At 70.6% G+C, this 24,043-nt stretch carries 29 protein-coding genes, 2 tRNA genes and 1 pseudogene; 5 read left to right on the top strand and 27 right to left on the bottom strand.

Features of this window, described 5'->3' with window-relative positions:
• Positions 1-53: 53 nt before the first annotated feature.
• Together SPOPO_RS0125280 and SPOPO_RS0125285 are read left to right on the top strand one after the other, a co-directional pair.
• Positions 54-611 carry a YbaK/EbsC family protein gene (locus tag SPOPO_RS0125280; protein WP_033385193.1) on the top strand — a complete coding sequence of 186 codons (558 nt, stop codon included), beginning with the start codon at positions 54-56 and terminating at the stop codon, positions 609-611.
• Between the two features lie 3 nt (positions 612-614).
• Positions 615-1,019 carry a hypothetical protein gene (locus SPOPO_RS0125285; protein ID WP_019877997.1) on the top strand — a complete coding sequence of 135 codons (405 nt, stop codon included), beginning with the start codon at positions 615-617 and terminating at the stop codon, positions 1,017-1,019.
• Here SPOPO_RS0125285 and SPOPO_RS0125290 read toward each other — a convergent pair.
• From SPOPO_RS0125290 to SPOPO_RS0125330, 9 genes are all read right to left on the bottom strand, one after another.
• Entirely contained in the window at positions 1,016-1,501 is a 486-nt protein-coding gene (locus SPOPO_RS0125290; protein WP_019877999.1) for a CoA-binding protein, read from the bottom strand. The genes SPOPO_RS0125285 and SPOPO_RS0125290 overlap by 4 nt on opposite strands.
• Positions 1,498-2,796 (bottom strand): O-acetylhomoserine aminocarboxypropyltransferase/cysteine synthase family protein, encoded by a 1,299-nt coding sequence (locus SPOPO_RS0125295; protein WP_019878000.1) that lies wholly within the window; start codon positions 2,794-2,796, stop codon positions 1,498-1,500. Before SPOPO_RS0125295 ends, SPOPO_RS0125290 begins: the two co-directional genes overlap by 4 nt.
• A gap of 37 nt (positions 2,797-2,833) precedes the next feature.
• Positions 2,834-3,991, bottom strand: coding sequence for a homoserine O-acetyltransferase MetX (metX, locus tag SPOPO_RS0125300; RefSeq protein ID WP_051098451.1), 1,158 nt, complete (start codon positions 3,989-3,991; stop codon positions 2,834-2,836).
• Between the two features lie 42 nt (positions 3,992-4,033).
• Positions 4,034-5,326, bottom strand: coding sequence for a bifunctional o-acetylhomoserine/o-acetylserine sulfhydrylase (locus tag SPOPO_RS0125305; RefSeq protein ID WP_019878002.1), 1,293 nt, complete (start codon positions 5,324-5,326; stop codon positions 4,034-4,036).
• Between the two features lie 105 nt (positions 5,327-5,431).
• Positions 5,432-6,718 carry an ATP-dependent Clp protease ATP-binding subunit ClpX gene (clpX, locus tag SPOPO_RS0125310; protein ID WP_019878003.1) on the bottom strand — a complete coding sequence of 429 codons (1,287 nt, stop codon included), beginning with the start codon at positions 6,716-6,718 and terminating at the stop codon, positions 5,432-5,434.
• Between the two features lie 248 nt (positions 6,719-6,966).
• Positions 6,967-7,623, bottom strand: a complete 657-nt coding sequence (locus SPOPO_RS0125315) for an ATP-dependent Clp protease proteolytic subunit (RefSeq protein ID WP_019878004.1) — start codon at positions 7,621-7,623, stop codon at positions 6,967-6,969.
• Positions 7,620-8,216 carry an ATP-dependent Clp protease proteolytic subunit gene (locus tag SPOPO_RS0125320; protein WP_033387379.1) on the bottom strand — a complete coding sequence of 199 codons (597 nt, stop codon included), beginning with the start codon at positions 8,214-8,216 and terminating at the stop codon, positions 7,620-7,622. The genes SPOPO_RS0125315 and SPOPO_RS0125320 overlap by 4 nt, the downstream gene beginning before the upstream one ends.
• Before the next feature lie 208 nt (positions 8,217-8,424).
• Positions 8,425-9,897, bottom strand: coding sequence for a trigger factor (gene tig, locus SPOPO_RS0125325; protein WP_019878006.1), 1,473 nt, complete (start codon positions 9,895-9,897; stop codon positions 8,425-8,427).
• Positions 9,898-10,030: 133 nt separating this feature from the next.
• Positions 10,031-10,103 (bottom strand) — tRNA-Pro (locus SPOPO_RS0125330).
• A gap of 66 nt (positions 10,104-10,169) precedes the next feature.
• Here SPOPO_RS0125330 and SPOPO_RS0125335 point away from each other — a divergent pair.
• Entirely contained in the window at positions 10,170-10,616 is a 447-nt protein-coding gene (locus SPOPO_RS0125335; protein ID WP_019878007.1) for a PPOX class F420-dependent oxidoreductase, read from the top strand.
• Positions 10,617-10,626: 10 nt separating this feature from the next.
• Here the strand turns inward: SPOPO_RS0125335 and SPOPO_RS0125340 are convergent, their stop codons facing one another.
• On the bottom strand, positions 10,627-11,643 hold the full coding sequence (locus tag SPOPO_RS0125340) for a sensor domain-containing diguanylate cyclase (protein WP_019878008.1): 1,017 nt from the start codon (positions 11,641-11,643) through the stop codon (positions 10,627-10,629).
• A 112-nt stretch (positions 11,644-11,755) separates the two neighbouring features.
• On the opposite strand from SPOPO_RS0125340, the gene SPOPO_RS0125345 reads away from it, so the two are divergent.
• Positions 11,756-12,310: a hypothetical protein gene (locus SPOPO_RS0125345; protein ID WP_019878009.1), complete on the top strand. Its 555-nt coding sequence runs from the start codon at positions 11,756-11,758 to the stop codon at positions 12,308-12,310.
• 30 nt (positions 12,311-12,340) lie between these two features.
• Positions 12,341-12,414: transfer RNA gene (locus tag SPOPO_RS0125350), tRNA-Gly, on the top strand.
• 14 nt (positions 12,415-12,428) lie between these two features.
• Here the strand turns inward: SPOPO_RS0125350 and SPOPO_RS31600 are convergent.
• The 17 genes and pseudogenes from SPOPO_RS31600 to SPOPO_RS0125425 form a co-directional block, all read right to left on the bottom strand.
• Positions 12,429-12,845, bottom strand: coding sequence for a site-specific integrase (locus SPOPO_RS31600; RefSeq protein ID WP_019878010.1), 417 nt, complete (start codon positions 12,843-12,845; stop codon positions 12,429-12,431).
• Between the two features lie 56 nt (positions 12,846-12,901).
• Positions 12,902-13,273 carry a DUF5615 family PIN-like protein gene (locus tag SPOPO_RS0125360; RefSeq protein WP_019878012.1) on the bottom strand — a complete coding sequence of 124 codons (372 nt, stop codon included), beginning with the start codon at positions 13,271-13,273 and terminating at the stop codon, positions 12,902-12,904.
• A complete protein-coding gene (locus SPOPO_RS0125365) occupies positions 13,270-13,500 on the bottom strand; it encodes a DUF433 domain-containing protein (RefSeq protein WP_028985115.1) in 231 nt (76 codons plus the stop codon). Before SPOPO_RS0125365 ends, SPOPO_RS0125360 begins: the two co-directional genes overlap by 4 nt.
• A 155-nt stretch (positions 13,501-13,655) precedes the next feature.
• Positions 13,656-14,085: pseudogene (locus tag SPOPO_RS36100) on the bottom strand (PIN domain-containing protein).
• On the bottom strand, positions 14,082-14,321 hold the full coding sequence (locus tag SPOPO_RS0125370) for a type II toxin-antitoxin system Phd/YefM family antitoxin (protein WP_019878014.1): 240 nt from the start codon (positions 14,319-14,321) through the stop codon (positions 14,082-14,084). The pseudogene SPOPO_RS36100 and the gene SPOPO_RS0125370 overlap by 4 nt, the downstream one beginning before the upstream one ends.
• A 42-nt stretch (positions 14,322-14,363) precedes the next feature.
• Positions 14,364-14,777 (bottom strand): PIN domain-containing protein, encoded by a 414-nt coding sequence (locus SPOPO_RS0125375; RefSeq protein WP_019878015.1) that lies wholly within the window; start codon positions 14,775-14,777, stop codon positions 14,364-14,366.
• A complete protein-coding gene (gene vapB, locus SPOPO_RS0125380) occupies positions 14,774-14,992 on the bottom strand; it encodes a type II toxin-antitoxin system VapB family antitoxin (RefSeq protein ID WP_019878016.1) in 219 nt (72 codons plus the stop codon). The genes SPOPO_RS0125375 and vapB overlap by 4 nt, the downstream gene beginning before the upstream one ends.
• Positions 14,993-15,102: 110 nt before the next feature.
• Positions 15,103-15,324: an RNA-binding S4 domain-containing protein gene (locus SPOPO_RS0125385; protein WP_019878017.1), complete on the bottom strand. Its 222-nt coding sequence runs from the start codon at positions 15,322-15,324 to the stop codon at positions 15,103-15,105.
• 10 nt (positions 15,325-15,334) lie between these two features.
• Positions 15,335-15,943: a class F sortase gene (locus SPOPO_RS0125390; RefSeq protein WP_019878018.1), complete on the bottom strand. Its 609-nt coding sequence runs from the start codon at positions 15,941-15,943 to the stop codon at positions 15,335-15,337.
• 207 nt (positions 15,944-16,150) lie between these two features.
• On the bottom strand, positions 16,151-17,806 hold the full coding sequence (locus SPOPO_RS0125395; RefSeq protein WP_028985117.1) for an ATP-binding cassette domain-containing protein: 1,656 nt from the start codon (positions 17,804-17,806) through the stop codon (positions 16,151-16,153).
• Complete coding sequence (locus tag SPOPO_RS0125400) at positions 17,803-18,306, bottom strand: peptidylprolyl isomerase (RefSeq protein WP_019878020.1); 504 nt, start codon at positions 18,304-18,306, stop codon at positions 17,803-17,805. Before SPOPO_RS0125400 ends, SPOPO_RS0125395 begins: the two co-directional genes overlap by 4 nt.
• 24 nt (positions 18,307-18,330) lie before the next feature.
• Positions 18,331-19,683 carry a hypothetical protein gene (locus SPOPO_RS0125405; RefSeq protein ID WP_156870237.1) on the bottom strand — a complete coding sequence of 451 codons (1,353 nt, stop codon included), beginning with the start codon at positions 19,681-19,683 and terminating at the stop codon, positions 18,331-18,333.
• Positions 19,680-20,378 (bottom strand): ABC transporter ATP-binding protein, encoded by a 699-nt coding sequence (locus SPOPO_RS0125410; RefSeq protein WP_019878022.1) that lies wholly within the window; start codon positions 20,376-20,378, stop codon positions 19,680-19,682. Before SPOPO_RS0125410 ends, SPOPO_RS0125405 begins: the two co-directional genes overlap by 4 nt.
• Entirely contained in the window at positions 20,371-21,138 is a 768-nt protein-coding gene (locus SPOPO_RS33300; RefSeq protein WP_051098453.1) for an ABC transporter ATP-binding protein, read from the bottom strand. The genes SPOPO_RS0125410 and SPOPO_RS33300 overlap by 8 nt, the downstream gene beginning before the upstream one ends.
• Positions 21,135-23,207, bottom strand: a complete 2,073-nt coding sequence (locus SPOPO_RS32075; protein WP_169577229.1) for a branched-chain amino acid ABC transporter permease — start codon at positions 23,205-23,207, stop codon at positions 21,135-21,137. Before SPOPO_RS32075 ends, SPOPO_RS33300 begins: the two co-directional genes overlap by 4 nt.
• Positions 23,204-23,662 (bottom strand): hypothetical protein, encoded by a 459-nt coding sequence (locus SPOPO_RS0125420; protein ID WP_245541757.1) that lies wholly within the window; start codon positions 23,660-23,662, stop codon positions 23,204-23,206. The genes SPOPO_RS32075 and SPOPO_RS0125420 overlap by 4 nt, the downstream gene beginning before the upstream one ends.
• Positions 23,649-24,041, bottom strand: a complete 393-nt coding sequence (locus tag SPOPO_RS0125425; RefSeq protein ID WP_019878024.1) for a hypothetical protein — start codon at positions 24,039-24,041, stop codon at positions 23,649-23,651. Before SPOPO_RS0125425 ends, SPOPO_RS0125420 begins: the two co-directional genes overlap by 14 nt.
• Positions 24,042-24,043 lie beyond the last annotated feature (2 nt).

The raw sequence follows: 24,043 nt of genomic DNA on the forward strand, positions 1-24,043 counted from the left end.
CGGAAGTCTACGGAGCGGGAGCCCCTCGGTCCGAACCGATATACCCAGGCAGGATGGGGTGCGTGACTTCGCTCGACTATTCGCCCGCCGCCGCCCGGACCGACCTGCTCGCCCCGCCCGTGGCCGCCGCGGTCGCCGCCTGGGCCGGGCGCACCCCCGTCGACGCGATCCGGGTCGCCGAGATCGACCCGGAGCTCGCCGACACCGCCGCGTTCTGCGCCGCCTACGACGAGCCCCTGGCCGAGTCCGCGAACTGCGTCGTGGTCCACGGCCGCCGGGGCGAGACCGTGACGCCCGTCGCCTGCCTCGTCCTCGCCACCACCCGAGCCGACGTGAACGGGCTGGTCCGCAGGCACGTGAACGCCCGGAAGGCCTCGTTCGCCCCGATGGAGGAGGCCGTCGCCGACACCGGCATGGAGTACGGCGGGATCACCCCGCTGGGGCTCCCGGAGAACTACGTCCTGCTCGTCGACCCCGCCGTCGTCGCCAGTTCTCGCGTCGTCATCGGCAGCGGCCTGCGCCGGTCGAAGGTCGAGCTCCCCGGGGCCGCGGTCGCCGAGATCCCCGGCGCCACCGTCCTTCCCGGCCTCGGCCTTCCCGTGGGGGGCTGAGCGGTGCCGAAACCGAAGGTCAAGTTCGCCGACGCGGCGAACCCGACGCCGGACGAGATCCGCAAGTGGGCCGGCTGCAACGACCTGGAGCCGATGGAGGACTGGGACCTCGTCCTCGCCACCCCGGCACACGCGGGCGTCCTGATCGACCTGGTCGCGGACGAGGCCTGTCCCTCGCGGCGCTATCTGCTCGGCGCCCTCTACGTCCTGATCGGGGACGCGGTGCGGTCGGCCCACCGATCCGTCCCCGCCGCCGATCTCGAGCCGTTGATCGCGAAGGCCCGCGCGAGCGGCAACTCCTGGCTCGAGGTCTGGGCCGACCGCTCGGAGCACCTCATGGCGAACCCCGACGAGTTCGACTACGCCGCGTGGTGCGCGGGCGGCCTCGCGAAGCGGCCGATGAACTAGCGGGCGGACCGGCGGGAGTCGATGACGCCGGTGTCGAAGCCGGCGAGGTGGAGGCCCCCGGCGAAGCGGGCGTGTTCGATCTTGAGGCACCGGTCGGCGACGACCTGCAGGCCCGCCTCGGCGGCGCGGGCCTCGACGGCGGCGTCGGTGAGACCGAGTTGGAGCCAGAAGGTCCTCGCGCCGACCTGAATGGTGTCGGTCAGCGCCTCGTCGAGCTCGCTCGCCCGGCGGAAGACGTCGACGAGGTCGGGGACGACCGGCAGCGCGTCGAGGCTCGGGTACACCGGCCGGCCGAGGATCTCCGACGCCGTCGGGTTGACGAAGTAGACGTCGTAGTTGGTGCTCGCGAGCAGGTAGGTCGAGACGAAGTAGCTCGCCCGCGCCGGATTCGCCGAGGCGCCGAGGACCGCGACGGACCGCGTCTCACGGACGATCCGGGCCCGCTCCCCGATGGAGAGATTCGCCGCCGGGGTTCCGGTCACGAGGCCACCGCCTTCTGCGCCGCGGCGAGCGCCTGGTCGAGGTCCCACAGGATGTCGTCGACGTCCTCGAGCCCGACGCTGATGCGCACCAGGTCGCCCGGCACGCCCGCCGCCGCCAGCTGATCCTCCGTCAGCTGACGATGGGTGGTGCTGCCCGGGTGGATGACGAGCGTTCGGACGTCGCCGATGTTCGCCAGGTGCGAGGCGAGCCGGACGTTCTCGATGAACGCCTCCCCCGCCGCGCGGCCGCCGACGACGCCGAACGAGAACACCGCGCCCGGCCCCTCCGGCAGGTAACGCTGTGCCCGCTCGTGGTGGGGGTGCGAGGGCAGCCCCGCGTAGCGGACGTAGGACACCCGCGGGTCCGCCTCCAGCCACGCGGCGACGGCCGCGGCGTTCGCGACGTGCGCGGACATCCGCTGCGGCAGCGTCTCGATCCCCTGCAGCAGCAGGAACGCCGCCATCGGCGTCAGCGCCGGGCCGATGTCGCGCAACTGCTCGGAACGGACCTGGGTCAGCCAGCCGTAGATGCCGAAGTTCCCGGCCCAGGTCAGGCCGCCGTAGCTCGGGATCGGCTCGGTCATGCGCGGGAAGCGGCCGTTGGCCCAGTCGAAGCGCCCGGACTCCACGAGAACGCCCCCGAGCGTGGTGCCGTGCCCGCCCAGGAACTTCGTGGCCGAGTGGATGACGATGTCCGCGCCGTGCTCGATCGGCCGGCACAGGTACGGCGTCGCCATCGTGGCGTCGACGATCAGCGGCACCCCGGCGGCGTGGGCCACCTCGGCCAGGCCCGCGAGGTCCGCGACCTCACCGGATGGGTTCGACACCACCTCGACGAACAGGCCCTTGGTCGCGTCGGTGATCGCCGCCGCGTAGTCGGCCGGGTCGGTGCCCCGCACGAAGACCGTGTCGACGCCGAAGCGGCGCAGCGTCACGTCGAGCTGCGTCAGCGTCCCGCCGTACAGCGACCCGGCGGCGACGAGCTGGTCACCGGCGCCGGCGAGCGCGGCGAACGTCAGGAACTCGGCGGCCTGGCCGCTGGCGGTCGCGATCGCGCCGAGCCCGCCCTCGAGGGAGGCCATCCGCTCCTCGAGCGAGGCGACGGTCGGGTTGGCGATGCGGGAGTAGATGTTCCCGTACTTCTGCAGCGCGAACAGGCTGCCGGCGTCCGCGGTGTCGGAGAAGACGAAGCTCGCCGTCTGGTAGATCGGCACTGCCCGGGCGCCGGTGTGCGGGTCGGGCTGGGCGCCGGAGTGGATGGCACGGGTGCGGAAACCCCAGTCACGTTCGGCCATGATCCCTCGTCAGCTCGGTCGCCGGGCAGCGTCCGCGTCAGCGTACGTCGCCGCCGCCGGCCCGGTTCGCGAGGCCGAGCGCAACGGTCTCGGCGGCGAGCGCGAAGACCTGGTCGTGCTCGATGAGAAAGCCGTCGTGCCCGTAGGGCGAGGAGATCACCCGGAGACCTTTGACGGTCCCCGGCGCCGTGGCGATCTGCTCCTGCTGCCACAGCGGGTAGAGCCGGTCGGAGTCGACGCCCGCGACCACCATCGGCACCTCGATCGAGCCGAGCGCGGCCTCCAGCCCGCCGCGCCCGCGTCCGACGTCCCAGGTGTTCATCGCGTCCGAGAGCGCGACGTAGGTGCCCGGGTCGAAGCGACGGGTCAGCTTGCCCGCCTGGTGGTCGAGGTAGGACTGGACGGCGAAGCGGCCCGGCTCCACCGGCGCGAACGGGTCCTCACCGTCCTGCGGCGCGTTGGCGAAGCGGTCCTGCAGTTCCTGCTCACTGCGGTACGTCAGGTGCGCGATCCGGCGGGCGATCTCCATGCCCCGCCAGGGCCCGCGCTCGGGCGCCGAGTCGTCGAAGTCGCCGCCGTTCCACAGCGGGTCGCCGGTGATCGCGGCGATCTGCGTGGACTGCGTCCCGATCTGGTCCCCGGTCGCCTGCGCGCCGACGGCCAGCACCAGCGCGGCCCCGACGCGGTCGGGGTACGTGTGCGCCCACTCCAGGGCGCGCATGCCGCCCATCGAGCCGCCGAGCACGGCGGCCCAGCGCGGAATGCCGAGCGCGTCCGCGAGCCGGCGCTCGGCCTCGACCTGGTCGGTCACGGTGATGCGGGGGAACCGCGAGCCCAGCCGCCGCCCGTCCGGGCCGCGGGTGGAGGGCCCCGTGCTGCCCTGGCACCCGCCGAGGATGTTCGCCGCGACGACGAACACCTCGCCGGTGTCCAGCGGCCGGCCCGGGCCGATCAGGTCGTCCCACCACCCGCCGGTGGGGTGCCCGGGGCCGGGCTCCCCCACCACGTGCGAGTCACCGGTGAGTGCGTGCAGGACGAGGACGGCGTTGGACGCCTGCGCGTCCAACGCCCCCCACGTCTCGTAGGCCAGCGTCACCCCCGGGAGGGAACCACCCAACGTGAGGTCGAGGGGACCGAGATCCGCGAAGAGCCGGTCCCCGACGGGGTCGCCCTCCACCCAATGGGCTGCGAACACTGTGCTCCTGAAACCGCTGTTACGCCCGGTGTGCGGACGTGCTCAGGCGCCCTTGGCCGCGCGGAAGCCGGCCTCCAGGTCCGCCAGGATGTCGTCGATGTGCTCCAGGCCGACCGCGAGGCGCACCAGGCCCGGCGTGACGCCGGTGGTGACCTGCTCGTCCGGCGTCAGCTGCGAGTGGGTCGTCGACGCCGGGTGGATGACCAGGGACCGGACGTCGCCGATGTTCGCGACGTGGCTGTGCAGCTCGAGCGCGTCGACGAAGCGACGGCCGGCCTCGATGCCACCCGCGATCTCGAAGGCGAGCACGGCGCCGACACCGCGCGGGGCGTACTTGGCCATGCGGCCGTGCCACGGCGAGGACTTCAGGCCGGCGTAGTTGACCGACTCGACCTCGTCGCGGGCCTCGAGCCACTCCGCGACCTTCTGCGCGTTGGCGACGTGGCGCTCCATGCGCAGCGAGAGGGTCTCGATGCCCTGGGCGAGCAGGAAGGCGTTGAACGGCGAGATCGCGGGGCCGATGTCGCGGAGCAGCTGCACGCGCGCCTTGATGGCGTAGGCCATCGGGCCGACGGCGTCGGTGTAGACGACGCCGTGGTAGCTCGGGTCCGGCGTCGTGAGGCCCGGGAAGCGCTCGCTGTGGGCGGCCCAGTCGAAGCGGCCACCGTCGACGATGACGCCACCGATCGCGGTGCCGTGGCCACCGAGGTACTTCGTCGCCGAGTGGACGACGATGTCGGCGCCGTGCTCCAGCGGACGGATCAGGTACGGCGAGGGGATCGTGTTGTCCACGATCAGCGGCAGGCCGGCCGCGTGCGCGACCTCGGCGACCGCGGAGATGTCGAGGATGTCGCTGCGCGGGTTCGAGACCGTCTCGGCGAAGAACAGCTTGGTGTTCGGCCGGATGGCCGCCTTCCACCCGTCCAGGTCGTCGGGCTCGACGAAGGTGACCTCCACACCGAGCTTCGGCAGCGTGTAGTGCAGCAGGTTGTACGTGCCGCCGTAGAGCGCGGCCGAGGACACGATGTGGCTGCCGGCCTCGGCGATGTTGAGGATCGCCAGCGTCTCGGCCGCCTGGCCGCTCGCCACGAGCAGCGCCGCGACGCCGCCCTCGAGCGCGGCGACACGCTCCTCCACCGCGTTCTGGGTGGGGTTCATGATGCGCGTGTAGATGTTGCCGAACTCGGCCAGCCCGAACAGCGCGGCCGCGTGCTCGGTGTTCCGGAACGTGTACGACGTCGTCTGGTAGATCGGCAGGGCCCGCGCGTGGGTCGCCTCGTCCGGCGACTGCCCCACATGGATCTGCTTGGTTTCGAAACTCCAGCTGTCGTTCATCGTCCGTGCGCCTCCAGAAGAAATTCGAGCAAGGTGGTCGAGAAACTACCCGCTCATGCTGTGGAGGTCCGCCCGGAATTGCAAACGGGCGGGGTGAGACGTGTCCTACGCGGACTTCTCGCGGCGCTCGCGCTTGCGCTCGACGTCCCGCGGAACGAGCGTCGGGTTCACGTTCTCCAGGACGACGTCGGCGGTGACGACGACGCGGGCGACGTCGGAGCGCGACGGCACCTCGTACATCACCGAGAGCAGGACCTCTTCCATGATCGCGCGCAGGCCGCGGGCGCCGGTGGCGCGCATGATGGCCTGGTCGGCGATCGCCTCAAGGGCGTCGTCGGTGAACTCGAGCTCGACGTTGTCCAGCTCGAAGAGCTTCTGGTACTGCTTCACGAGCGCGTTGCGCGGCTCCTTGAGGATCTTCACGAGCGCGTCACGGTCGAGGTTCTTGACGCTCGTGATGACCGGGAGCCGGCCGACGAACTCGGGGATCATGCCGAACTTGAGCAGGTCCTCGGGCATGACCTCGCCGAAGGCGTCGGTCTTGTCGAGGTCGGTCCGCGAGTGGAGCGTGGCCGAGAAACCCATGCCCTTCTTGCCGACGCGACCCTCGATGATCTTCTCCAGTCCGGCGAACGCGCCGCCGACGATGAAGAGCACGTTGGTGGTGTCGATCTGGATGAACTCCTGGTGCGGGTGCTTGCGCCCGCCCTGCGGCGGCACCGAGGCCGTCGTGCCCTCCAGGATCTTCAGCAGGGCCTGCTGCACGCCCTCGCCGGAGACGTCGCGCGTGATCGACGGGTTCTCGCTCTTGCGGGCGATCTTGTCGACCTCGTCGATGTAGATGATCCCGGTCTCGGCCTTCTTGACGTCGTAGTCGGCGGCCTGGATCAGCTTGAGCAGGATGTTCTCGACGTCCTCACCGACGTAACCGGCCTCGGTCAGCGCGGTGGCGTCGGCGATCGCGAACGGGACGTTCAGCATGCGCGCCAGCGTCTGGGCCAGGTGCGTCTTGCCGCAGCCCGTCGGGCCGATCAGCAGGATGTTGGACTTCGCGAGCTCGACAGCGTCACCGCCGGCGGAGGTCTTGCCGGCCTCGCCCGCCTGGACGCGCTTGTAGTGGTTGTAGACCGCGACGGAGAGCGCCTTCTTCGCGGACTCCTGGCCGACCACGTACTGGTCGAGGAACTCGCAGATCTCCTTGGGCTTGGGCAGCTCGTCCCAGCGCACCTCGGTCGAGTCGGAGAGCTCCTCCTCGATGATCTCGTTGCAGAGATCGATGCACTCGTCGCAGATGTAGACGCCCGGACCCGCGATCAGCTTCTTGACCTGCTTCTGGCTCTTGCCGCAGAACGAGCACTTGAGCAGGTCGCCGCCATCACCGATGCGTGCCACGCGGTCCAGTCTCCTTAAGGCAGGCCAGCAGTTCAGCCGGGTTGCAGGCTTTGCAGCCGACGCTTGACGGTACCTTCCGGCGCCCCGGAGCCACACCACCTTGAGCGGGCGAGTCGGGGCATTCCGCTGTGAGCGGACACCGTCCGCCACACCGCGCCGAACATGCCGGCGGGAACTGACCGAATGGTCAGTCCATCGGTCAGTTCCCGCAGGTCAGACGTTCAGCGCGCGCGGACGGTGAGAGCGGCTCAGCCCTGCCCGTTGACCGCGAGCAGCGAGGTCTTGCGGGACGAGATCACGTCGTCGACGATCCCGTACTCCTTGGCCTGCTGAGCGGTCAGGATCTTGTCGCGCTCGATGTCGCGACGGACGTCCTCGATGTCCTTGCCGGTGTGCTTGGAGATCATCTCCTCCAGCAGCGACCGCATCCGCAGGACCTCGTTCGCGATGATCTCGACGTCGGAGGCCTGGCCGCCGCCGCCCTCGAGGGCGGGCTGGTGGATCAGGATCCGCGCGTTCGGCAGCGCGAGGCGCTTGCCCGGGGTGCCCGCCGCCAGCAGGACCGCTGCGGCCGAGGCCGCCTGGCCCATGCAGATGGTCTGCACGTCGGGCTTGACGAACTGGATCGTGTCGTAGATCGCCGTCAGCGCGGTGAACGAGCCACCGGGCGAGTTGATGTAGATCTGAATGTCGCGGTCCGGGTCCATCGACTCCAGCGTCAGCAACTGGGCCATGACGTCGTTCGCGGACGCGTCGTCGACCTGGACGCCGAGGAAGATGATGCGCTCCTCGAAGAGCTTCGCGTACGGGTCGTACTCGCGGTAACCCTGGCTGGTGCGCTCGACGAACCGCGGGAGGACGTAACGCGCCTCCGGCAGATGCAGGGGCTTGTCGTTCAGGCTCATGCGGTCCCTCCGGCCCCGGTGACGTCCCGGGCGCTGCTCACGACGTGGTCGACGAAGCCGTACTCCTTGGCCTGCTCCGCGGTGAACCAGCGGTCGCGGTCGGAGTCCTTCTCGATCTGCTCCAGCGTCTGGCCGGTGTGCTCGGCGATCTGCTGGGCCAGACGCTTCTTGGTGTAGAGCATCTGCTCGGCCTGGATCTTGATGTCCGAGGCGGTACCGCCGAGGCCGCCCAGCGGCTGGTGCATCATGATCCGCGCGTTGGGCAGCGCGTAGCGCTTGCCGGGGGCGCCGGCGCAGAGCAGGAACTGCCCCATGGAGGCGGCGAGACCCATCGCCACGGTGCCGACGTCGGGCTTGACGTACTGCATCGTGTCGTAGATCGCCATGCCGGCCGAGACCGAGCCGCCAGGGCTGTTGATGTACAGCCAGATCTCCTTCTCGGGGTCCTCGGCCGCGAGCAACAGCATCTGCGCGCAGAGCGCGTTCGCCATGTCGTCACGGACCTCGGAACCGAGGAAGATGATGCGCTCGCGGAGCAGGCGCTCGTAGACGCGCTCCCCCAGGCCGCCACCGTTCTCGGCGCCGCGGGCCATCTCGAGCCGGGTCAATCCATATCCGTCGGATGTGGGCACTCGATCCTCACCTGCTTCGTGGGTCGGTCGTTCCGGCGACGATCTTCCTCGCCGCGTCGACGACCCTAATGCCCAGGGTGGCCTCGGCCTTCCCGAATCCGGCCGAGTTCGCTGTCAGCGCAGGGCAGTGCAGGGCGGGCACGCGCGCCCTGCGCCGAGAGCGAAAACGTCAGGTGCCCGGAATGGTCGGGATCGCGATGCTCGCGGCCCCGCCCGCGGGGGCGTCGCCCTCGGTCTCCTCGGCCGCGGCGAGGGTCTCGGCGACCTCGGCCTCGGTGTCCTCGGCCTCGGTGTCGTCACCCTCGCCGGCCGGCCCGACGCCGTCGACGAGGAGGTCGGACAGGTCGACCGCGTTGCCGTCGGTGTCGGTGACGACCGCGCTGGTCAGGAGGATCGCCAGCGCCTTGCCGCGGACGGCCTCGGCGACGAGCATCTGCGCCTGGCCGGCCTGGACGATCTGCTGCGCGAACTGGTCGGGGTTCATGCCCGACTGCTGGGCGCGCTCGATGAGGTGGCGGGTGATCTCCTCCTGGGTGATCGTCACCTCTTCGGTGCGGGCGATCGCGTCGAGGAGGAACTGGGCGCGCATGGCCTCGGCGGCACGCTTCTCGACGTCCGCGTCGAACTCCTCCTGCGTCTGGCCCTCGTGCTCGAGGTAGGCCTCGAGGCTCAGGCCCGCCTGGGCGAGCTGGTTGCGGATCGAGTCCTGGCGGAAGTGGACCTCGTTGTGCAGGAAGGCCTCGGGCAGCGGGATCTCGATCTGCTCCAGGAGGGTCTCCAGGACCTTGTCCCGGGCCTGGCCGCCCTGGTTCAGCTTCTTGTTGCGGGCGACCCACTGGGCGGTGTCCGCACGCAGCTCCTCGGCGGTGTCGAAGGAGCTGGCCATCTGGGCGAACTCGTCGTCGACCTCGGGGAGCTCGCGCACCTTCACCGCGGTGACGGTGACGGTGATGTCGACCTCCTCGTCCTTGCGGTCGCCGGCGACGAGCTTGGAGGAGAAGGTCTTCTCGTCGCCCGCGGACATGCCGGTGACGGCGTCGTCCAGGCCCTCGACGAGGGTCTTCGAGCCGACGACGTAGGTCAGGCCGGTCGCCTGGGCCTCGTCGATCTTCTCGCCGTCCTTGGTGGCGCCGGAGAGGTCGAGCGTGAGGTAGTCACCGTCCTCGGCGGGACGCTCGACGGTCGTGAAGGCGGCGAAGCGCGAGCGCAGCTGGGTCAGCGCCTCGTCGATGTCCTCGTCGGTCACCTCGGCCGGGTCGACGGTGATCGCAAGGCCCTTGTACTCGGGCAGCTCGATGGTGGGGCGAACGTCGACCTCGGCGGTGAACGCGAGCTCGTCGCCGTCCTCGAACTTGGTGACGTCGACCTGCGGCTGACCCAGGACCTCGATCTCGGCGGAGGTGACCGCGTCGGCGTAGAACTGCGGGATGGCGTTGTTGACCGCCTCCTCCAGCACCGCGCCGCGGCCGAAGCGCTGGTCGATGATCTGCGGCGGAACCTTGCCCTTGCGGAAGCCCGGGACGGTCACCTGGCCGGCGATCTTCTTGTAGGCCGCGTCGAGGCTGGGCTTCAGCTCTTCGAAGGGAACCTCGACGGTGAGCCGGACCCGGGTCGGGTTCAGGGTCTCGACAGCGCTCTTCACGACGTGGTTCTCCTCAAGCTGGACTGCTGGATACGAGTTCTCGGGGACGGCCCGGACTGGCTGATCTTCCTGAGCGGGGCGGCCAGGAAGAGGAGCCTCGAACATCTTCGAGGCTCCTCGTCCCGACCTCCGGTCGGGGCGGGGAGACTCGAACTCCCGATCTCCTGCCCCCAAAGCAGGCGCGCTAGCCACTACGCTACGCCCCGCGGCGTGGCGGGCAGTCTAGTGCCCGCGGCCACAGTCCCAGGTCAGCGAGGGTGGAGGGACCGCCGATGGGGTACACCGCCGCACCCGAGGGCTGGTGGCAGGACTTCGTGGGCGGGACCCCGGCGCGGACGGCGAAGCTCGCCGTGGTCCGGGCGGACGGGTCGCCCCAGGTCGTGCCGGTCTGGACCGCCCTGGACCGCAGCGGCGGCCGGGACGAGATCGTCTTCACCACCGGCGCGGACACGGTCAAGGGCAAGGCGATCGCCCGGGATCCCCGCGTCAGCCTGTGCTGGGACGACGAGCGACCCCCGTTCAACTTCGTCATGATCCGGGGCACCGCGACCACCAGCGCCGACCTCGACGAGGTCCACCGCTGGGCGGGGATCCTCGGCGCCCGGTACATGGGCCCCGACCGGGAGTCCGAGTACGCCGAACGCAACGGCGTCCCCGGGGAGCTGGTCGTCCGGGTCCGCGTCGACCACGTCGTCGCGAAGGTGGACGTCGCGGACTGAGCCCTTGGCCTTAGCGCTCCGCGCCGAGGATCACGTGCTCGGCCCGGTCGCGGCCGCCGGCCTTGGCGCGGCCGAGGGCGTCGTCGGCGAGGCGCACGAGCGCCTCGACCCCGCCGACCTCGGGCACCGGGACGCCGGCGACCACGCCGAGGCTGATCGTGAGCAGCCCGTCGGGCGCGCCGTCGTGGACCAGGTCGAGCTCCTCGACCGCGACCCGGCAGCGCTCGGCCATCAGCTCGGCGCCCTTGGGGTCGGTGTCGGGGAGCAGGATCGCGAACGTCGCGCCGCCGATCCGGGCGACGACGTCGCCGCCGCGGCCGAAGCACTCCTGCAGGGCCGCGGAGACGGCCTTGATCGCGTGCTCGCCGGCCACCGGCCCGCACTCGTCGTTGTAGGAGCCGAAGCGGTCGATGTCGACCGACATGTAGGTCAGTGGCGTGGAGTTGCGGGCGCTGCGGCGGTACTCGCGCTCGAGGAGCTCCTCGAAGTACCGGCGGTTGTACAGGCCGGTGCCCGGGTCACGGACCGAGAGCGTGCGCAGCAGGATCATTTCCTCCAGCTGGGCGCGCAGGTCCGCGAAGGCGGCCAGGTCGCCGTCCTCCAACTGGCGGGGCTTGGTGTCGACGACGAACAGGGTCCCGACCGGCTGGCCGTTGGGGGCGCGCACCGTCATGCCCGCGTAGAAGCGGATGTACGGGGCCCCGATGACCATCGGCGAGTCGGCGAATCGGAAGTCGATCATCGCGTCGCGCACGACGAGGACGTCGCCGGCCTCGATGCAGGCGCGGGAGAACGCGTCCCCGACGTTGTCGTTCTCCTCGAGCTCCTCGACCCCGAAGACCGAGGGCAGGAACTGCTTCTCCAGCCCGACGAGGGAGAACGCCGCCAGCGGCGCCCCCGTCAAATGGGACAACAGCCGTGTGACCCGGTCGAACGAGACATCCATGTTCAGGATGGCCTCGCCGATCCAGCGCACGGCGTCCAGGCGTGCGTCGTCCGCGATCCGGGCGTGCTCGGGTGTGAACATGATGGGCCCCCCTCGACTTCTCGCCCCGAGTTGTCGGCGTTCCGGAGGGTGATCTGAAGGGGCCGGACGGAGGATTGCGCCCGGCCCGGACGATCGGGGTCAATTGCTGGCCATGTCGCGTTTTCGTCCGACCCCGGCCGGGGTCGTCGCCACCGTCGCCCTGGTCGTCGCCTGCTCCGCCGGCTCGGCCTACGCCGCCACCCAGATCACCGGCAAGGACGTCAAGGACGGGTCCCTGACCGGCAGGGACGTCAAGGACGGCTCGCTCGGGCTCAAGGAACTGGCTCCCTCCGCCCGCGTCCCGGGCCCCGCCGGCCCGGCCGGGAAGAACGGCAAGGACGCGATCCAGCCGACCTTCCGCGGCAAGGGCGCCGGGTTCACCTGGAGCCCGCTCACCGGGACTCAGGGCGCCCAGTGGTGCCTCCGCAGCACCGTCACCGCCGCCCGAACCGCCGGCGCGCCCGCCGGAGCCAGCCTGCTGGACAGCGTCCTGGTCGTGACCCCGGCGGATTCCGCGACAGCCGCCCTGCTGCAGACCTTCTCCTGGTCCGCCCAGCCGACCTCCGCGACCCAGTTCACCATCAACGCCTGCAAGATCGAGCGCTCCGGCGTCGGGCCGGCGGCGGCTCCCGGCGCCGTCAACTACATCGCCCACCCGGCCGGGTGACCTCGGCCGTTAGGCTGTCCCCCGCACCTCGCGGGTGTAGCTCAATGGCAGAGCCCCAGCCTTCCAAGCTGGTCATGCCGGTTCGATCCCGGTCACCCGCTCCACGCTCCACCGCAGGTCAACCCTCGAGCTCCGCGTGACCCATCCGCCGCATCAGCTCGGCCAGGCTCGCCTCGGTCGCGGCCGCGAGGGTGTTACCCGAGTGCCGCAGGTCGTGAAAGTGGAGCTCCCGGGACAGGTCGGCGCCGGCGACGGCCTTGCGCCGGATGGCGGTGAAGTTGTTGCGCCGCGGGGCCGCACCGTTCGGACCGACGAAGACGCGACCGGCGGGGCCCGGCTCGGCTAAGCGCTGCAGGTGCCAGCCCAGGTCGGGGACGATCACGTCGGAAATGGCGACGGTGCCCCGCCCGGCGGGCTCCGGGCTCGCCTCCATTCCCCCGCCCTTGATGGGGCACGGGTTCTGGCGGATCAGGCCGTCCTCCACGGCGGTGGTCATGATCGCGCGGAGCAGCCGGTACGACTTCGCCACCGTCACCGGGCCGACGGGCGTGCAGCGGGTCCAGGTGCGCGGCCTGGGTTGCGCAGGACCGCTCACGCCCGCTCGATCGGAAGCCTCCGAATGCGGATCCGCATCTCGTCGATGGTCACGACAGCGCCACCACGCAGACGGTCCTCGGCCACGCTCAACACGTCGAGGATGACGCTGGCCCGTTCCCGGGTTCGACGGTGGCCGCGTCGCAGCAGGATCACGCTGGGTCCGGCCGCTCCGCTCAGCGCGAGGAGCGTTCCGAAATCGGTGTCGGCGGTGACCACGATCCGGTCCTCAGCCAGCGCGCGGCCGAGCACCTCCGCATCGGGCGCGCCGCCCATCCCCAGGTCGAGCACGTGCGTGGCGTCGTGACCGGCACCGCCGAGCAGGCCCACGAGCCCCTGCTGCAGCGACTCGTCGACCAGGAATCTCACGCCGTGTGCGGCAGCGGCAGAGTGGATTGATCGACCGCGGCGGCGGCGAAGCGGAGCGCATCGCTGATGTCAGCTGCGGTCAGCTGCGGGAAGTCAGCGATGATCTCCGCCGCCGTCATCCCCTCCGCGACCATGCCCACCACGGTGGCCACCGGAATCCGCGTGCCCCGAATGCACGGGACGCCAGCCATGATCCCCGGGTCGGCCGCGATCCGCTCGAACGCCATGTCCCGCAGGGTAGTCGCTCCCGTCCAGCGCGCGCCGCAAGCAGACGGGATGAGCAGACGCAGCGATGGGCTGCCGATTACGGCTCTATAGAGAATCAAGGCGCCGGCGCCGCCGAGGTAGGGCGCGAGCATGCGCTCGCCGGGTCCAGAACCAGCTACGCGCCGGGCTCCTGGCCCCACGGGTTCAACACCGGCACTCCTAGAAGCTCGAAGTCGGCGACGTTTCGAGTTGCGACGGCAAGACCGTGAGTCAGAGCGGTGGCAGCAAACCAGCGCGTCCCTCTCGGGTCGCGGGTCGGGAACGTGAAGCGTCGCGGCGCGTCGGACGACGTCCGAGGGTCGATCGGCAGCACTCGACCTTCGAAGGCCGCCAACAACTCCTCGTCGAACCAGCGGCGCAGGACCGCGCCTTGGCTCTCGTCGCGGCGCTCGATGCGCGCCGATCTCGATCTCCATGACCGTGATCACGCTGACGGACAATTCGTGGGTGATCTGTCGCTCGGCCCAGGACCGGACCGGTTCGGCGATTCGCTGCCGGGACTTGCGCAACTCGCTGATCACATTGGTGTCGAGCAGGTAGCTCACAGATCAGGAGCCGTCAGCCGCAGGTCCATCCTCACGTCGGGAAGCTCGATGTCGTCGTCGGCCGACAACCAGTCGACGATGGTGCGCCGATCGACGAGCAGCCGGCGGTACTCCTGGATCGATAGCAGGACGTGCGAGGGTTCGCCGCGATCAGTGATGATCACCGGCTCGTTCGTCGCCGATCGCTTGGCGGCGCTGACATCCTGATTGAACTCGCGGGACGAGATCGTCGTCATGGCCACCTCCCTCCAGCTCGCTCCGGTCGGCGAGATGCGGTCCTAGCGTGCGAGTCGAAGCCGCTCGACGTCCGGCCGGTCGCCGTACACGGAGTGGATGCGCTCGAAGTCCTGGTCGTCGTGCAGGACGGTCAGCCGGTGCTCGACGGCCAGGGCGGCGATCAGCACGTCAGGCAGAGAAACGGTGCGATGAAGCTTGGCTCCGACCAGCGCCTCCATGATCTCCATCGCGATGTCCTCCGACCGCGGTGTCGCGTTCAGGGTCAAGAGCGGGGCCAAGAGATCAGTTTTCATCGCCGGCCAGTGGTTCGCGTCCCGGCTGGACACGGCGACCTCCAGCGACGTGGGAAGTCCCACCCAGACCCGGCCACGATTGATGCGCTCGAGCCAGGTCGCGTAGTCCGGCGAATGCGGCAGCTTCCAGAGCGCGGACTTGTCCACGACCCAATCGGTCACGACCAGGCTGCCCGCATCACGTCCTCGTCACCCAAGTCGGACGCGAGGGCGGCGGCGGCCGCAAATCGGTCCTGGCTGGCTTCGGGGCGAGCCTCACGTACATGGGTCGTGAGGACCTCGACGACGTACGCATTTCGGCTGAGCCCGTGCTGGGCCGCAATCTGGTCCAGCTTCTCGGCGACCTCGTCCGGGAGGCCACGGATGGGGAACGCCACGACACACCTCCCGCTTGATACCACTCATGATATCACCCGGCGGAGGCGGTTCTGAAGCCAGCTCCTGCAGCCGGACTCCCCCGTTCGGTCACTCGCGGGCACGCGGGCGATCAGGCGAGCACTTCGATGTCCACGCCGGCCCACGAAACCCGCTGGCCCGCGCGGATCTTCTTCCCGCGCCGGGTCTCGACCTCGCCGTCCACGGTCACGTGGCCGTCGACGATGAGGAGCTTCGCCTCGCCGCCGGTGCCGCACAGCCCGGCGAGCTGGAGCAGCGACTGCAGCAGCACGAACTCCTGGCCCTCGAGGTGGAACTCCCGCGTGTTCGTCATCGCCCTCCGATCAGCGCACCGGGGTGGCGTACCAGATCGTGCGGTGGGTCCACTTCCCCGGGCCGAGGCGCTTGCCGGAGCAGACGACGATCGCGAGCTGGTGGGCGCCGCCGCGGGCGAAGTACCGCTCGGCGGCCTCGCGGGAGCTCGCGCGGACCTCGAGCCGGTCGCTCACCTCGTAGCAGAACGTGCCCTCGTCGGAGCTGACGACGATCGACTCACCCGCGTGGAGCTCGCGGAGCAGGGCGTTGCCGAGAGCGCTACCGTCGGGCCAGGTGTGCGCATTGAACAGGGCGTTGCCCGCGCGGGCGCCGGGGCGGATGCCGCTGTCGAGGTCGAAGGCCATCACCCACCGGCCGGCCTTGGTGGTCGGCGGGGTGCCGGGGACGTCGCTCCGCTTGCGCTTCAGGGCGACGACGGGAATCTCGTCGTCGAGGTCCTCCACCGTGACGCTCGTGGGGACGATGGGCTTGCTCGCGGTGCTGCAGTCCGGCGACAAAATCGGCGGCAGCGGGATCGGCGGGATCGGCAGCGGGAACGGGTCCGCCTTCGCCGAGCCGAGCGGCAGCAGGGCGCCGAGGACCGCGACAACGGCGAGTGCCGGCACCGCCGGGGACACCCGACGGCTCCCCCGCGCGCTCGTGCGATGCCGTGCCACCTTCAGACCCCCCAGGTCGTCCGCGAGCCGGCTTCCGACCCTAGGCGAGCGCCCGCCCGGTCCACCGCATCTTCGAGCCAGGTTTGATCCGGGACTGAACAGTTCTGTGCTCGCGACGGCCGATTGGTTGACGTTCGGGCGGAATGTCCGAACCCGGGCCAGGCGCTGTCAGACGGGCTGCTCGGTGACGCGGCCATTGTCGACGGCGATCCGGCGGTTGACCCGGACGGCCTCGAGCAGGCGACGGTCGTGGGAGACCAGCAGCAGGGTCCCGGGGAACGACTCGAGGGCCTGCTCCAACTGCTCGATCGCCGGCAGGTCGAGGTGGTTGGTCGGCTCGTCGAGGACGAGGAGGTTGACGCCCCGGGCCTGCAGCAGCGCCAGCCCGGCGCGCGTGCGCTCCCCCGGCGACAGGCTCTCGACCGGACGCAGGACGTGCTGGGACTTGAGTCCGTACTTGGCGAGCAGGGTCCGGACGTCGGCCTCGGTCTCGTCGGGCACCTGCTCCCCGAAGGCGCGCAGCAGCGTCGCGGCACCGGTGAAGGCCGAGCGGGCCTGGTCGATCTCGCCGACGATCACCCCGGGGCCGAGCGATGCTGACCCCTCGTCAGGTTGCAGACGACTCAGGAGCAGAGCGAGCAGGGTCGACTTGCCCGACCCGTTCGGGCCAATGATCGCCACGCGGTCGGCCCAGTCCACCTGCAGGTGCACCGGGCCGAGCGTGAAGTCGCCCCGGCGGACAAGGGCACCGTTCGCGGTCGCCACGACCGCCCCGGCCCGCGGCGCGACCGCGATCTCCATCTGGAGCTTCCACTCCTTGCGGGGCTCCTCGACGACGTCGAGCCGCTCGAGCAGGCGCTCGGTCTGACGGGCCTTCGCCGCCTGCTTCTCCGTCGCCTCGGAGCGGAACTTGCGGCCGAACTTGTCGTTGTCGGTCGCCTTGCGACGGGCGTTCTTGACGCCCTTCTCCATCCAGGCCCGCTGCGTCCGCGCCCGTTCGGTGAGGTCGCCGACGCGGTCGGCGTACTCGTCGTACTCCTCGCGGGCCCGCCGCGCCGCGACCTCGCGCTCGTGGAGGTACGCGGTGTAGCCACCGCCGTAGACCGAGACCTTCTGCTGGGCCAGGTCCAGTTCGACGACCCGCGTCACGGTGCGCGCGAGGAACTCGCGGTCGTGGCTGACGACCGCAACGCCCGTCCGCAGGCCGGCGAGGAACTTCTCCAGGCGGTCGAGGCCGTCGAGGTCGAGGTCGTTGGTCGGCTCGTCGAGCAGGAAGACGTCGTAGCGGGCCAGCAGCAGGGCGGCGAGGCTGACCCGGTTGGCCTGCCCCCGCGACAGCGAGGTCATCGGGACGGTGAGGTCGACCGAGAGACCGAGGTCGGACAGCGTCGCCTCGGCGCGCTCCTCCAGGTCGGCGCCGCCGAGAGCCATCCAGCGTTCGAGGGCGACGCTGTACGCGTCCTCCGCGGGGACGCCGTCCACCGGACGGCCCTCCGCGAGCGCGGCGCTGGCGGCGTCGAACGCCGCCTGCGCGGCGGCGTTGCCGGTGCGCCGGGCGATCAGGTCCCCGACGCTCTCTCCCGGGACCGCCGCCAGCTCCTGCGGCAGGTAACCGACGTTCGCAGTTGCCGGGGAGAGCGTGACCTGTCCCGCGCCGGGCGGGATCAACCCGGCGAGCATGCGGAACAGCGTCGACTTGCCCGCCCCGTTCGCCCCGACGACGCCGACGACGTCGCCGGGGGCGATGGTGAGGTCCAGCCCCGAGAAGAGGGTCCGGTCCCCGTGGGCGGCGGCGAGACCGCGGGCGACCAGGGTGGCGCTCAGGCTGCGGGCACCTCTCCGCAGTCGACGATCTCGACGGGGGCCTTGGTCGCGCCGCTCTGCGAGCCCTGCGTCTCCATGGCGTCGAGCGTCTCCTCGCCCGAGACGAGCGCGCCGAACACGACGTGCTTGCCGTCGAGCCACGGGGTCTGCTCCGTGCAGATGAAGAACTGCGAGCCGTTGCTGTTCGGGCCGGCGTTGGCCATGCTCAGCGTCCCGCGGCCGGTGTGCTTGAGCGTGAAGTTCTCGTCCGCGAACTTCTCGCCGTAGATGCTCTTGCCGCCCCGGCCGTCGCCGCGGGTGAAGTCACCGCCCTGGCACATGAAGCCCGGGATGATCCGGTGGAACTTCGAGCCCTTGAACCCGAAGCCGTGCTCACCGGTGCAGAGCGCGCGGAAGTTCTCCGCGGTCTTGGGCACCACGTCGGAGTGGAGTTCGAAGACCAGCCGGCCGGCGGGCTGCCCGCCGATCGCGATGTCGAGGAAGACGTTGTTGGAAGCCATGTCCCGAAGGCTAGGGCACCGACGTCAGCGCGAGCGCGTCCGCCCGGGCACCGCGCCGAACCGCGCGACCAGGACGACCACCCCGGCCAGGAGCAGCGGGGCGTAGAGCCACTCGCCCCGCGCGCCGGTCGGACTCCCGCTCAGCGCGACGCCGAGAACCTTCGGCAGGGCCTGCCCGGCCACGACCTCCCCGACCGGGACGAGCGCGCCGTCCGCACCCAGCTGGAGCACCGCCGACGGGACCGCCGCCGCGTCCGCGGCAAGTCCCGCGGGCAGTGCGGCGGTCAGTGCGGCGGGCAAGCGGTCGTCCAGCGACGGAACGATCGCGGTGTCGGCGACGCCGTCCGAGACGGCGGCCCCGTCCGTCGCGGCGGCCGTGCCGGAGCCGGCCGCTCCCGCCGCCGTGCCGAACCCGATCCTCGCGACGCCCGCGCCGACGGAGGCCCGGCCGAGCACGTAGGTGACCGTGAAGGTGCCGGCGCCGCTCGGGCTGTCCTGGGTGGTCGTGACCATCAGACCGCCGATCGAGTACGTCGTTCGGCCGGTCTCGTCCTTGTCGGTCACCACCGGCGCGAGCTCGAGCGCGATGCCGGCTGCGTTGAGGGCGCTGTTCGCCCCGGCGATCGCGTCCTCGCTCGACATGCCCTGGCCGAGGTAGCGGAACCCGCTCTGGTCGAACCCGAACTCCTGGCCGTTCACGGCGAACCGGCCGAACGTCTTGCTCTCGACCTGCGCGGTCCGCCCGACGGTCTGCTTGATCGAGGCGATCGCGGTCGAGTGCCCCACCTCGAGCGGTCCGCTGACGAAGCCGGACGAGCTCCCCGACGCGACGGCGGACACCGTGGTGCCGGTGCTCTCCGTCGTGGCGTTCGCGGTCTGCTGCTGGTTCGGCGCCGGGATGCTCCCCGGGGCGCCGTAGGACGCCGACGAAGACGCCCCGTCCTGGGCGCTGCGAGACTCGATGCGGCCGAAACCGAAGTCCTCCGAGGCTTCCGGCGTGCCCGTCGAGGAGGTCGAGATGTAGCCGGGCAGGACGGCGAACGGGATCTGCAGGTCGGGGGCTCCGAACTGGTTCGGGATCCCGTTGAGTGTCCCCGGCAGGTACTGCACGGTGTTGCCCCAGTACGGCATCCCCGCGTACCCGGTGCTCCCGCCGGAGCTCTTCGTCTCCGCCGCCGCGGTCAGGGAGCCGGCGTCGTTCTTCGGCGACACCGGGATCTCGTCGCCGTTGACCTCGAAGTAGAACGCGTCACCGCGGGCCGAGAGGTTGTAGCGCGTGTCGTCGGCCGCGGCCGGACTCGACGCTCCGAGCACCAGGGCCGACGTCCCGATCACGCCGAGCGCTCCCAGGCCGGCCACCCATCGCGACGCCCTCATGACGACAACGACCCGAGATAGCTGTTCATGATGGTCTCCTCACTGATCTCCCCGGGCTCGCCGGCAAAGCTGATCCGGCCGCGGTCGAGGATGTAGACGAAATCGGCCATGCGGAGCGCCTGACCCACGTACTGCTCGACGAGCAGCTGCGCGACGCCGCGGCGTCCGAGATCGGTCAGGTACTCGAAGATCTCCTCGACGATCTTGGGCGCCAGGCCCATCGACACCTCGTCGAGCAGGACCACGTGCGGGTTGCTTACGTAGGCGTGGGAGAGCGCGAGCATCTGCTGCTCCCCGCCGCTCATCGTCCCGGCGATCTGACGGGCCCTCTCCCCCAGTCGCGGGAACGTGGACGCCGCGATCGCGAGTCCGTGCCGGTACCGGCCCGGCGGTGACTGCAGCAGGACGTTGTCCGCGACGGTCAGGGAGGGAAAGATCCCGCGCCCCTCCGGCACGTGGATGACGCCCTTGCGGGCGAGCTGGTGCGGCGCGGCTCCCGTGACGTCGACGTCGTCGACGATGATCTGCCCCGAGTACGGCTTCAGCAGCCCGGAGGCCACCCGCAGCAGCGTCGTCTTTCCCGCGCCGTTCGGCCCGAGCAGGGCAACGGTGGCGTTGTTCGGCACGGTCAGCGAGACGTCCCGCAGGACCGTCCCGGTGTCGTAGCCGGCCGTGATGTTGCGCAGCTCAAACAACGGAGGCCTCCCCGAGGTACGCGGCCTTGACCAGGTCGCTGGAGAGGGCCTCGCGGGTCGTGCCCCTGTAGATGACCTTGCCGAAGTCGAGCACGTAGATCTGTTCGCAGATCTCCGACACCAGCGCCATGTCGTGCTCGACGAGCAGAATGCCGTGACCGGTCTCGGCCACCCAGTCGCTGAGCACCGCACCGAACGCCTGGGTCTCGGAGACGTCCAACCCCGACGACGGCTCGTCGAGCAGGAGGAACCGGAACGGGGTGGCGATGGCCCGGGCCAGTTCCACCAGACGACGTTGCCCGGTGGACAGGTCGCCGACCACGCGGTTCGCCAGGTCGGCGATCCCGCAGCGGCCGAGTGCCTGCTCCGCCCACCCGTTGATCTGCCGCGTCTCCCGACGGGTCGAGTGGATGAGCCCGAGCGGCCGGGAGCCGGACAGATGAGCGGCCGGCCCGCAGACGACATTCTCACGCACCGTCAGACTTTCGAACAGCTCCATGCGCTGGAACGTCCGGCCCAGGCCGTGGTGCGCCCGCCGTGAGGTCCGCAGCGCGTGCAGGTCGTGCCCGCCGAGCCGGACCGTGCCGGACCGGGGCCGGTTGCGCCCGGTGCAGGCGTTGAAGAACGTCGTCTTCCCGGCCCCGTTCGGCCCGATCAGCCCGGTGATCTGCCCCGCCCGCGCGGACAGGGAGACGTCGTCGACGGCGACGATCCCACCGAACCGCACGGTGACGTTCGCGACCTCGAGGTCAGTGCTCACGATCGGGCCCTCCCACGCTGACCAGCACCGGCGCCGAGGCGTCCGCCGGCCGCACCGGGAGCGGCTCCTCCCGGTCGCCGCGGCAGTCCAAGCCCGTAGGGCTCCGCCTCGCGTTCCCGACCGCGCGGGCCACACAGCACGTTCCAGTTCAGCGCCGGCCAGATCGCGACCAGGATCGCGAGCGCGCCGAACATGACGCCGCGGTACTCGATCATGGTCGGGTGGTCGAAAGGCGGGTAGATCTTGATGACCTGGTAGACGAACGCCGCGACCAGCGGGGACAGGATCGGCCGCCGTCCGCAGAACCCGAGCACCGCCACCATGATCAGCGAGGTGGTGTAGTCGAAGACGCCACCGGGTGAACCGCTCGCCGACTGGGTCACGCCCGCCAGGACGCCGCCACCCACACCGGCCATGAACGCCGACAGGCAGAACACCAGCACGCGCATCACGTTGATGTTCGCCCCGTGCGCGGCCAGCGCCGTCGGCGAGTCCGCGAGCGCCCGCAGCAACGTTCCCAGCCGGCTGCGCCGGACCAGCAGGACGATCGCGGCCATCAGGAAGAACACCGCGAGCGCCAGGTAGTAGTAGTTGCGCTCGTTCTCGAAGTCGACGCCGAGCAGCGACGCCGCCCGGCCCTCGACCGGTTCAGCGGTGGCCGTGCCCGGGACGTAGAATTCGGTACCCGGCCGGGGGTGCTGCACCAGCGCGCCGACGTCGAACATGACCGGCGCGAGGTAGAAGGCCTGCTGCAGCAGGATGCCGAAACCGAACGTCGCGATCGCCACGTAGATCCCGGCCAGTCGGATCGCGGGAATCGCGACGACGGCGCCGAACGGCACCGCCACCAGGCCGCCGAGCAGGATCGCGACCGGCCAGGAGACCGTCCGCCCACCGACCACGGGGAGCCAGTCGAAGAACCCGAGCGTCATGAGCTTGCCGGAGACCGTGGCACCGATCGCCGCAAAACCCATGTGGGCCAGGGAGATCATCCCCGACATGTAGAGCAGCATCCCCAGCGACAGGAAGATGATCGCGTAGGCAAGAAAGGCGCTGTAGGTGGTGATGTCGGTCTCGCCCACCACGTGCGGCACCAGGAGCAGCACCGCAGCGAGACCGGCCAGACCCGTGCCGGTGACGCGGGGCGAGAAGCTGCGTGGGGCCTCGAACCGGCGCACGTTGCGGATGCCGCGTTCGGTGAGCAACCGCGCCGGCACGAACAGGAAGACCAGCAGGAGCACGAGGAACGGAATGTTCCGCGGCAGGCTCTGCAGGAACAGCGAGTCGGTCTTCTGCGCCTGCGCCGGGAAGTAGTTCACCATCACGCCGATGGCGAAGGCGCCGGCCACCGTCAGTGGCAGGTTCTGGAACAGCCCCACCGCCGCGGCTCCGTAGGCCGCGATGACGATCAGCACCAGGACGTTGACCGACACCCCGAGCTTCGGGGCCAGCAGCATGCCGGAGATCGAGGCGAAGCAGGACCCCAGAATCCAGGACAGCCGGCGCACCACGGCGGGGTTGGACTTCTGCAGCGCCAGCAGGTCGGGGTCGTCCACGACCGCGGTCATGGCCTTGCCGATGCGGGTCCGCCCGAAGAACAGGAACAGACCGCCCGCCGCCGCGAGGCAGAACACCGTGACGAGCATGTCGCCGTAGGAGATGGTGACGTCCCCGAGGCGTGGCCCGTTGGTGGGGAGGAAGTCCCCGCTCTTCTTGTCCGCGGCCCCGTAGATCGCCGTCATCAACGACTGCAGCAGAACCATCAGGCCGACGGTGGCGACGACCGTGGTTACGGTCGGTGCCGAGGCCAGAAGCGACCCCAGGCGTTCGAGGACGAGCCCGCCGAGGACACCGACGACGAGCAGGCTGATTGCGAACGCCAGCGGCCACGGCCAGTCCTGCTCGACGTACCCCTCGTAGAAGACGTACGCGGCGGTCGCCGCCAAGGCACCGTGCGCGAAGTTGAACACGCCGGACGTCTTGTAGGTCAGCACGAGGCCGAGAGCGGCCAGGGCGTAGACGGAGCCGTCGGCGATGCCCGGCACGAGGTAGTTCAGGAACGAGTTCACGGGCGGCACACCCCACAGGGCCGGCGACCCGCCCGCTCGTGGCCGGCGCGGTCGGACACGGGCCAGCCCCGGCCCTGCGCCATCGAGCATTCCCGCCGGTGGAAGTGCACGAGACCCTCACCGGCCACGAACCCGGCCGGGTCGGCCGATCGGGTCCGGGCCGTCGCCCCCGTCACGCCAGGCGCGGCCGGTACCGGGCTCAGCAACTGGTCACGCCGGACCGCCACCCGGCGCCGGCCGTGGACCAGCAGGAGCAGGCCCGCGGCTCCGCCGAGCACGACGCCGACGGTCGCCACGGCCAGACCCGGTTCCTGGTCCGCGTAGACCTTCTCGTTCGCCACGACCGCGGTCCCGGCGAGGAACAGGACCGCGCCCAGTGCGGTGAGCACCCCGTGGACGAGGTGCGCCCGCACCGACCACAGGGGCGCGGCGACGGGAGGGCTAAGCGAGTTCACGGAACGCCACCGGCGTGCGGTCGCGGACCTCGGAGATCTCGGGGACCTCGGAGATCTCGGGGATCTCGGGGATCTCACGGTCGGTCCGGGCGGCCGCCGGCGGTTCCGCCCAGCGCAGGACACCGCCGGCCAGCATCCGCTCGATCCGGTCGAGCTTGCGCCACTCGTCCCGGAGGTCGGCGGACACCCACAGCGTCACCCCGAGCGCGAGCAGGAACAGGCCACCGAGACCGCCGGAGGTGATGTACCGCGTCTGCTCGGCGAGCAGCTGTGAGTCGGCCACGCCGGCGTACCCGGCGAGCAGGCACACGGCACCGGCCACGGTCAGACCGATCGCGAGGACGCGGTCCCACTGACTTCTGAGCCAGGACAGATCCACGC

The organism is Sporichthya polymorpha DSM 43042, from assembly GCF_000384115.1.
GTDB classification, from domain to species: domain Bacteria; phylum Actinomycetota; class Actinomycetes; order Sporichthyales; family Sporichthyaceae; genus Sporichthya; species Sporichthya polymorpha.

Excerpts from the sequence above, each read along its gene's own strand:
- SPOPO_RS0125280 (WP_033385193.1), top strand. The coding sequence starts at position 54 with ATGGGGTGCGTGACTTCGCTCGACTATTCGCCCGCCGCCGCCCGGACC.
- SPOPO_RS0125295 (WP_019878000.1), bottom strand. The coding sequence starts at position 2,796 with ATGGCCGAACGTGACTGGGGTTTCCGCACCCGTGCCATCCACTCCGGC.
- SPOPO_RS0125305 (WP_019878002.1), bottom strand. The coding sequence starts at position 5,326 with ATGAACGACAGCTGGAGTTTCGAAACCAAGCAGATCCATGTGGGGCAG.
- SPOPO_RS0125315 (WP_019878004.1), bottom strand. The coding sequence starts at position 7,623 with ATGAGCCTGAACGACAAGCCCCTGCATCTGCCGGAGGCGCGTTACGTC.
- SPOPO_RS0125320 (WP_033387379.1), bottom strand. The coding sequence starts at position 8,216 with ATGGCCCGCGGCGCCGAGAACGGTGGCGGCCTGGGGGAGCGCGTCTAC.
- SPOPO_RS0125335 (WP_019878007.1), top strand. The coding sequence starts at position 10,170 with ATGGGGTACACCGCCGCACCCGAGGGCTGGTGGCAGGACTTCGTGGGC.
- SPOPO_RS0125340 (WP_019878008.1), bottom strand. The coding sequence starts at position 11,643 with ATGTTCACACCCGAGCACGCCCGGATCGCGGACGACGCACGCCTGGAC.
- SPOPO_RS0125345 (WP_019878009.1), top strand. The coding sequence starts at position 11,756 with ATGTCGCGTTTTCGTCCGACCCCGGCCGGGGTCGTCGCCACCGTCGCC.
- SPOPO_RS0125365 (WP_028985115.1), bottom strand. The coding sequence starts at position 13,500 with ATGGCGTTCGAGCGGATCGCGGCCGACCCGGGGATCATGGCTGGCGTC.
- SPOPO_RS0125370 (WP_019878014.1), bottom strand. The coding sequence starts at position 14,321 with ATGACGACGATCTCGTCCCGCGAGTTCAATCAGGATGTCAGCGCCGCC.
- SPOPO_RS0125385 (WP_019878017.1), bottom strand. The coding sequence starts at position 15,324 with ATGACGAACACGCGGGAGTTCCACCTCGAGGGCCAGGAGTTCGTGCTG.
- SPOPO_RS0125400 (WP_019878020.1), bottom strand. The coding sequence starts at position 18,306 with ATGGCTTCCAACAACGTCTTCCTCGACATCGCGATCGGCGGGCAGCCC.
- SPOPO_RS0125405 (WP_156870237.1), bottom strand. The coding sequence starts at position 19,683 with ATGAGGGCGTCGCGATGGGTGGCCGGCCTGGGAGCGCTCGGCGTGATC.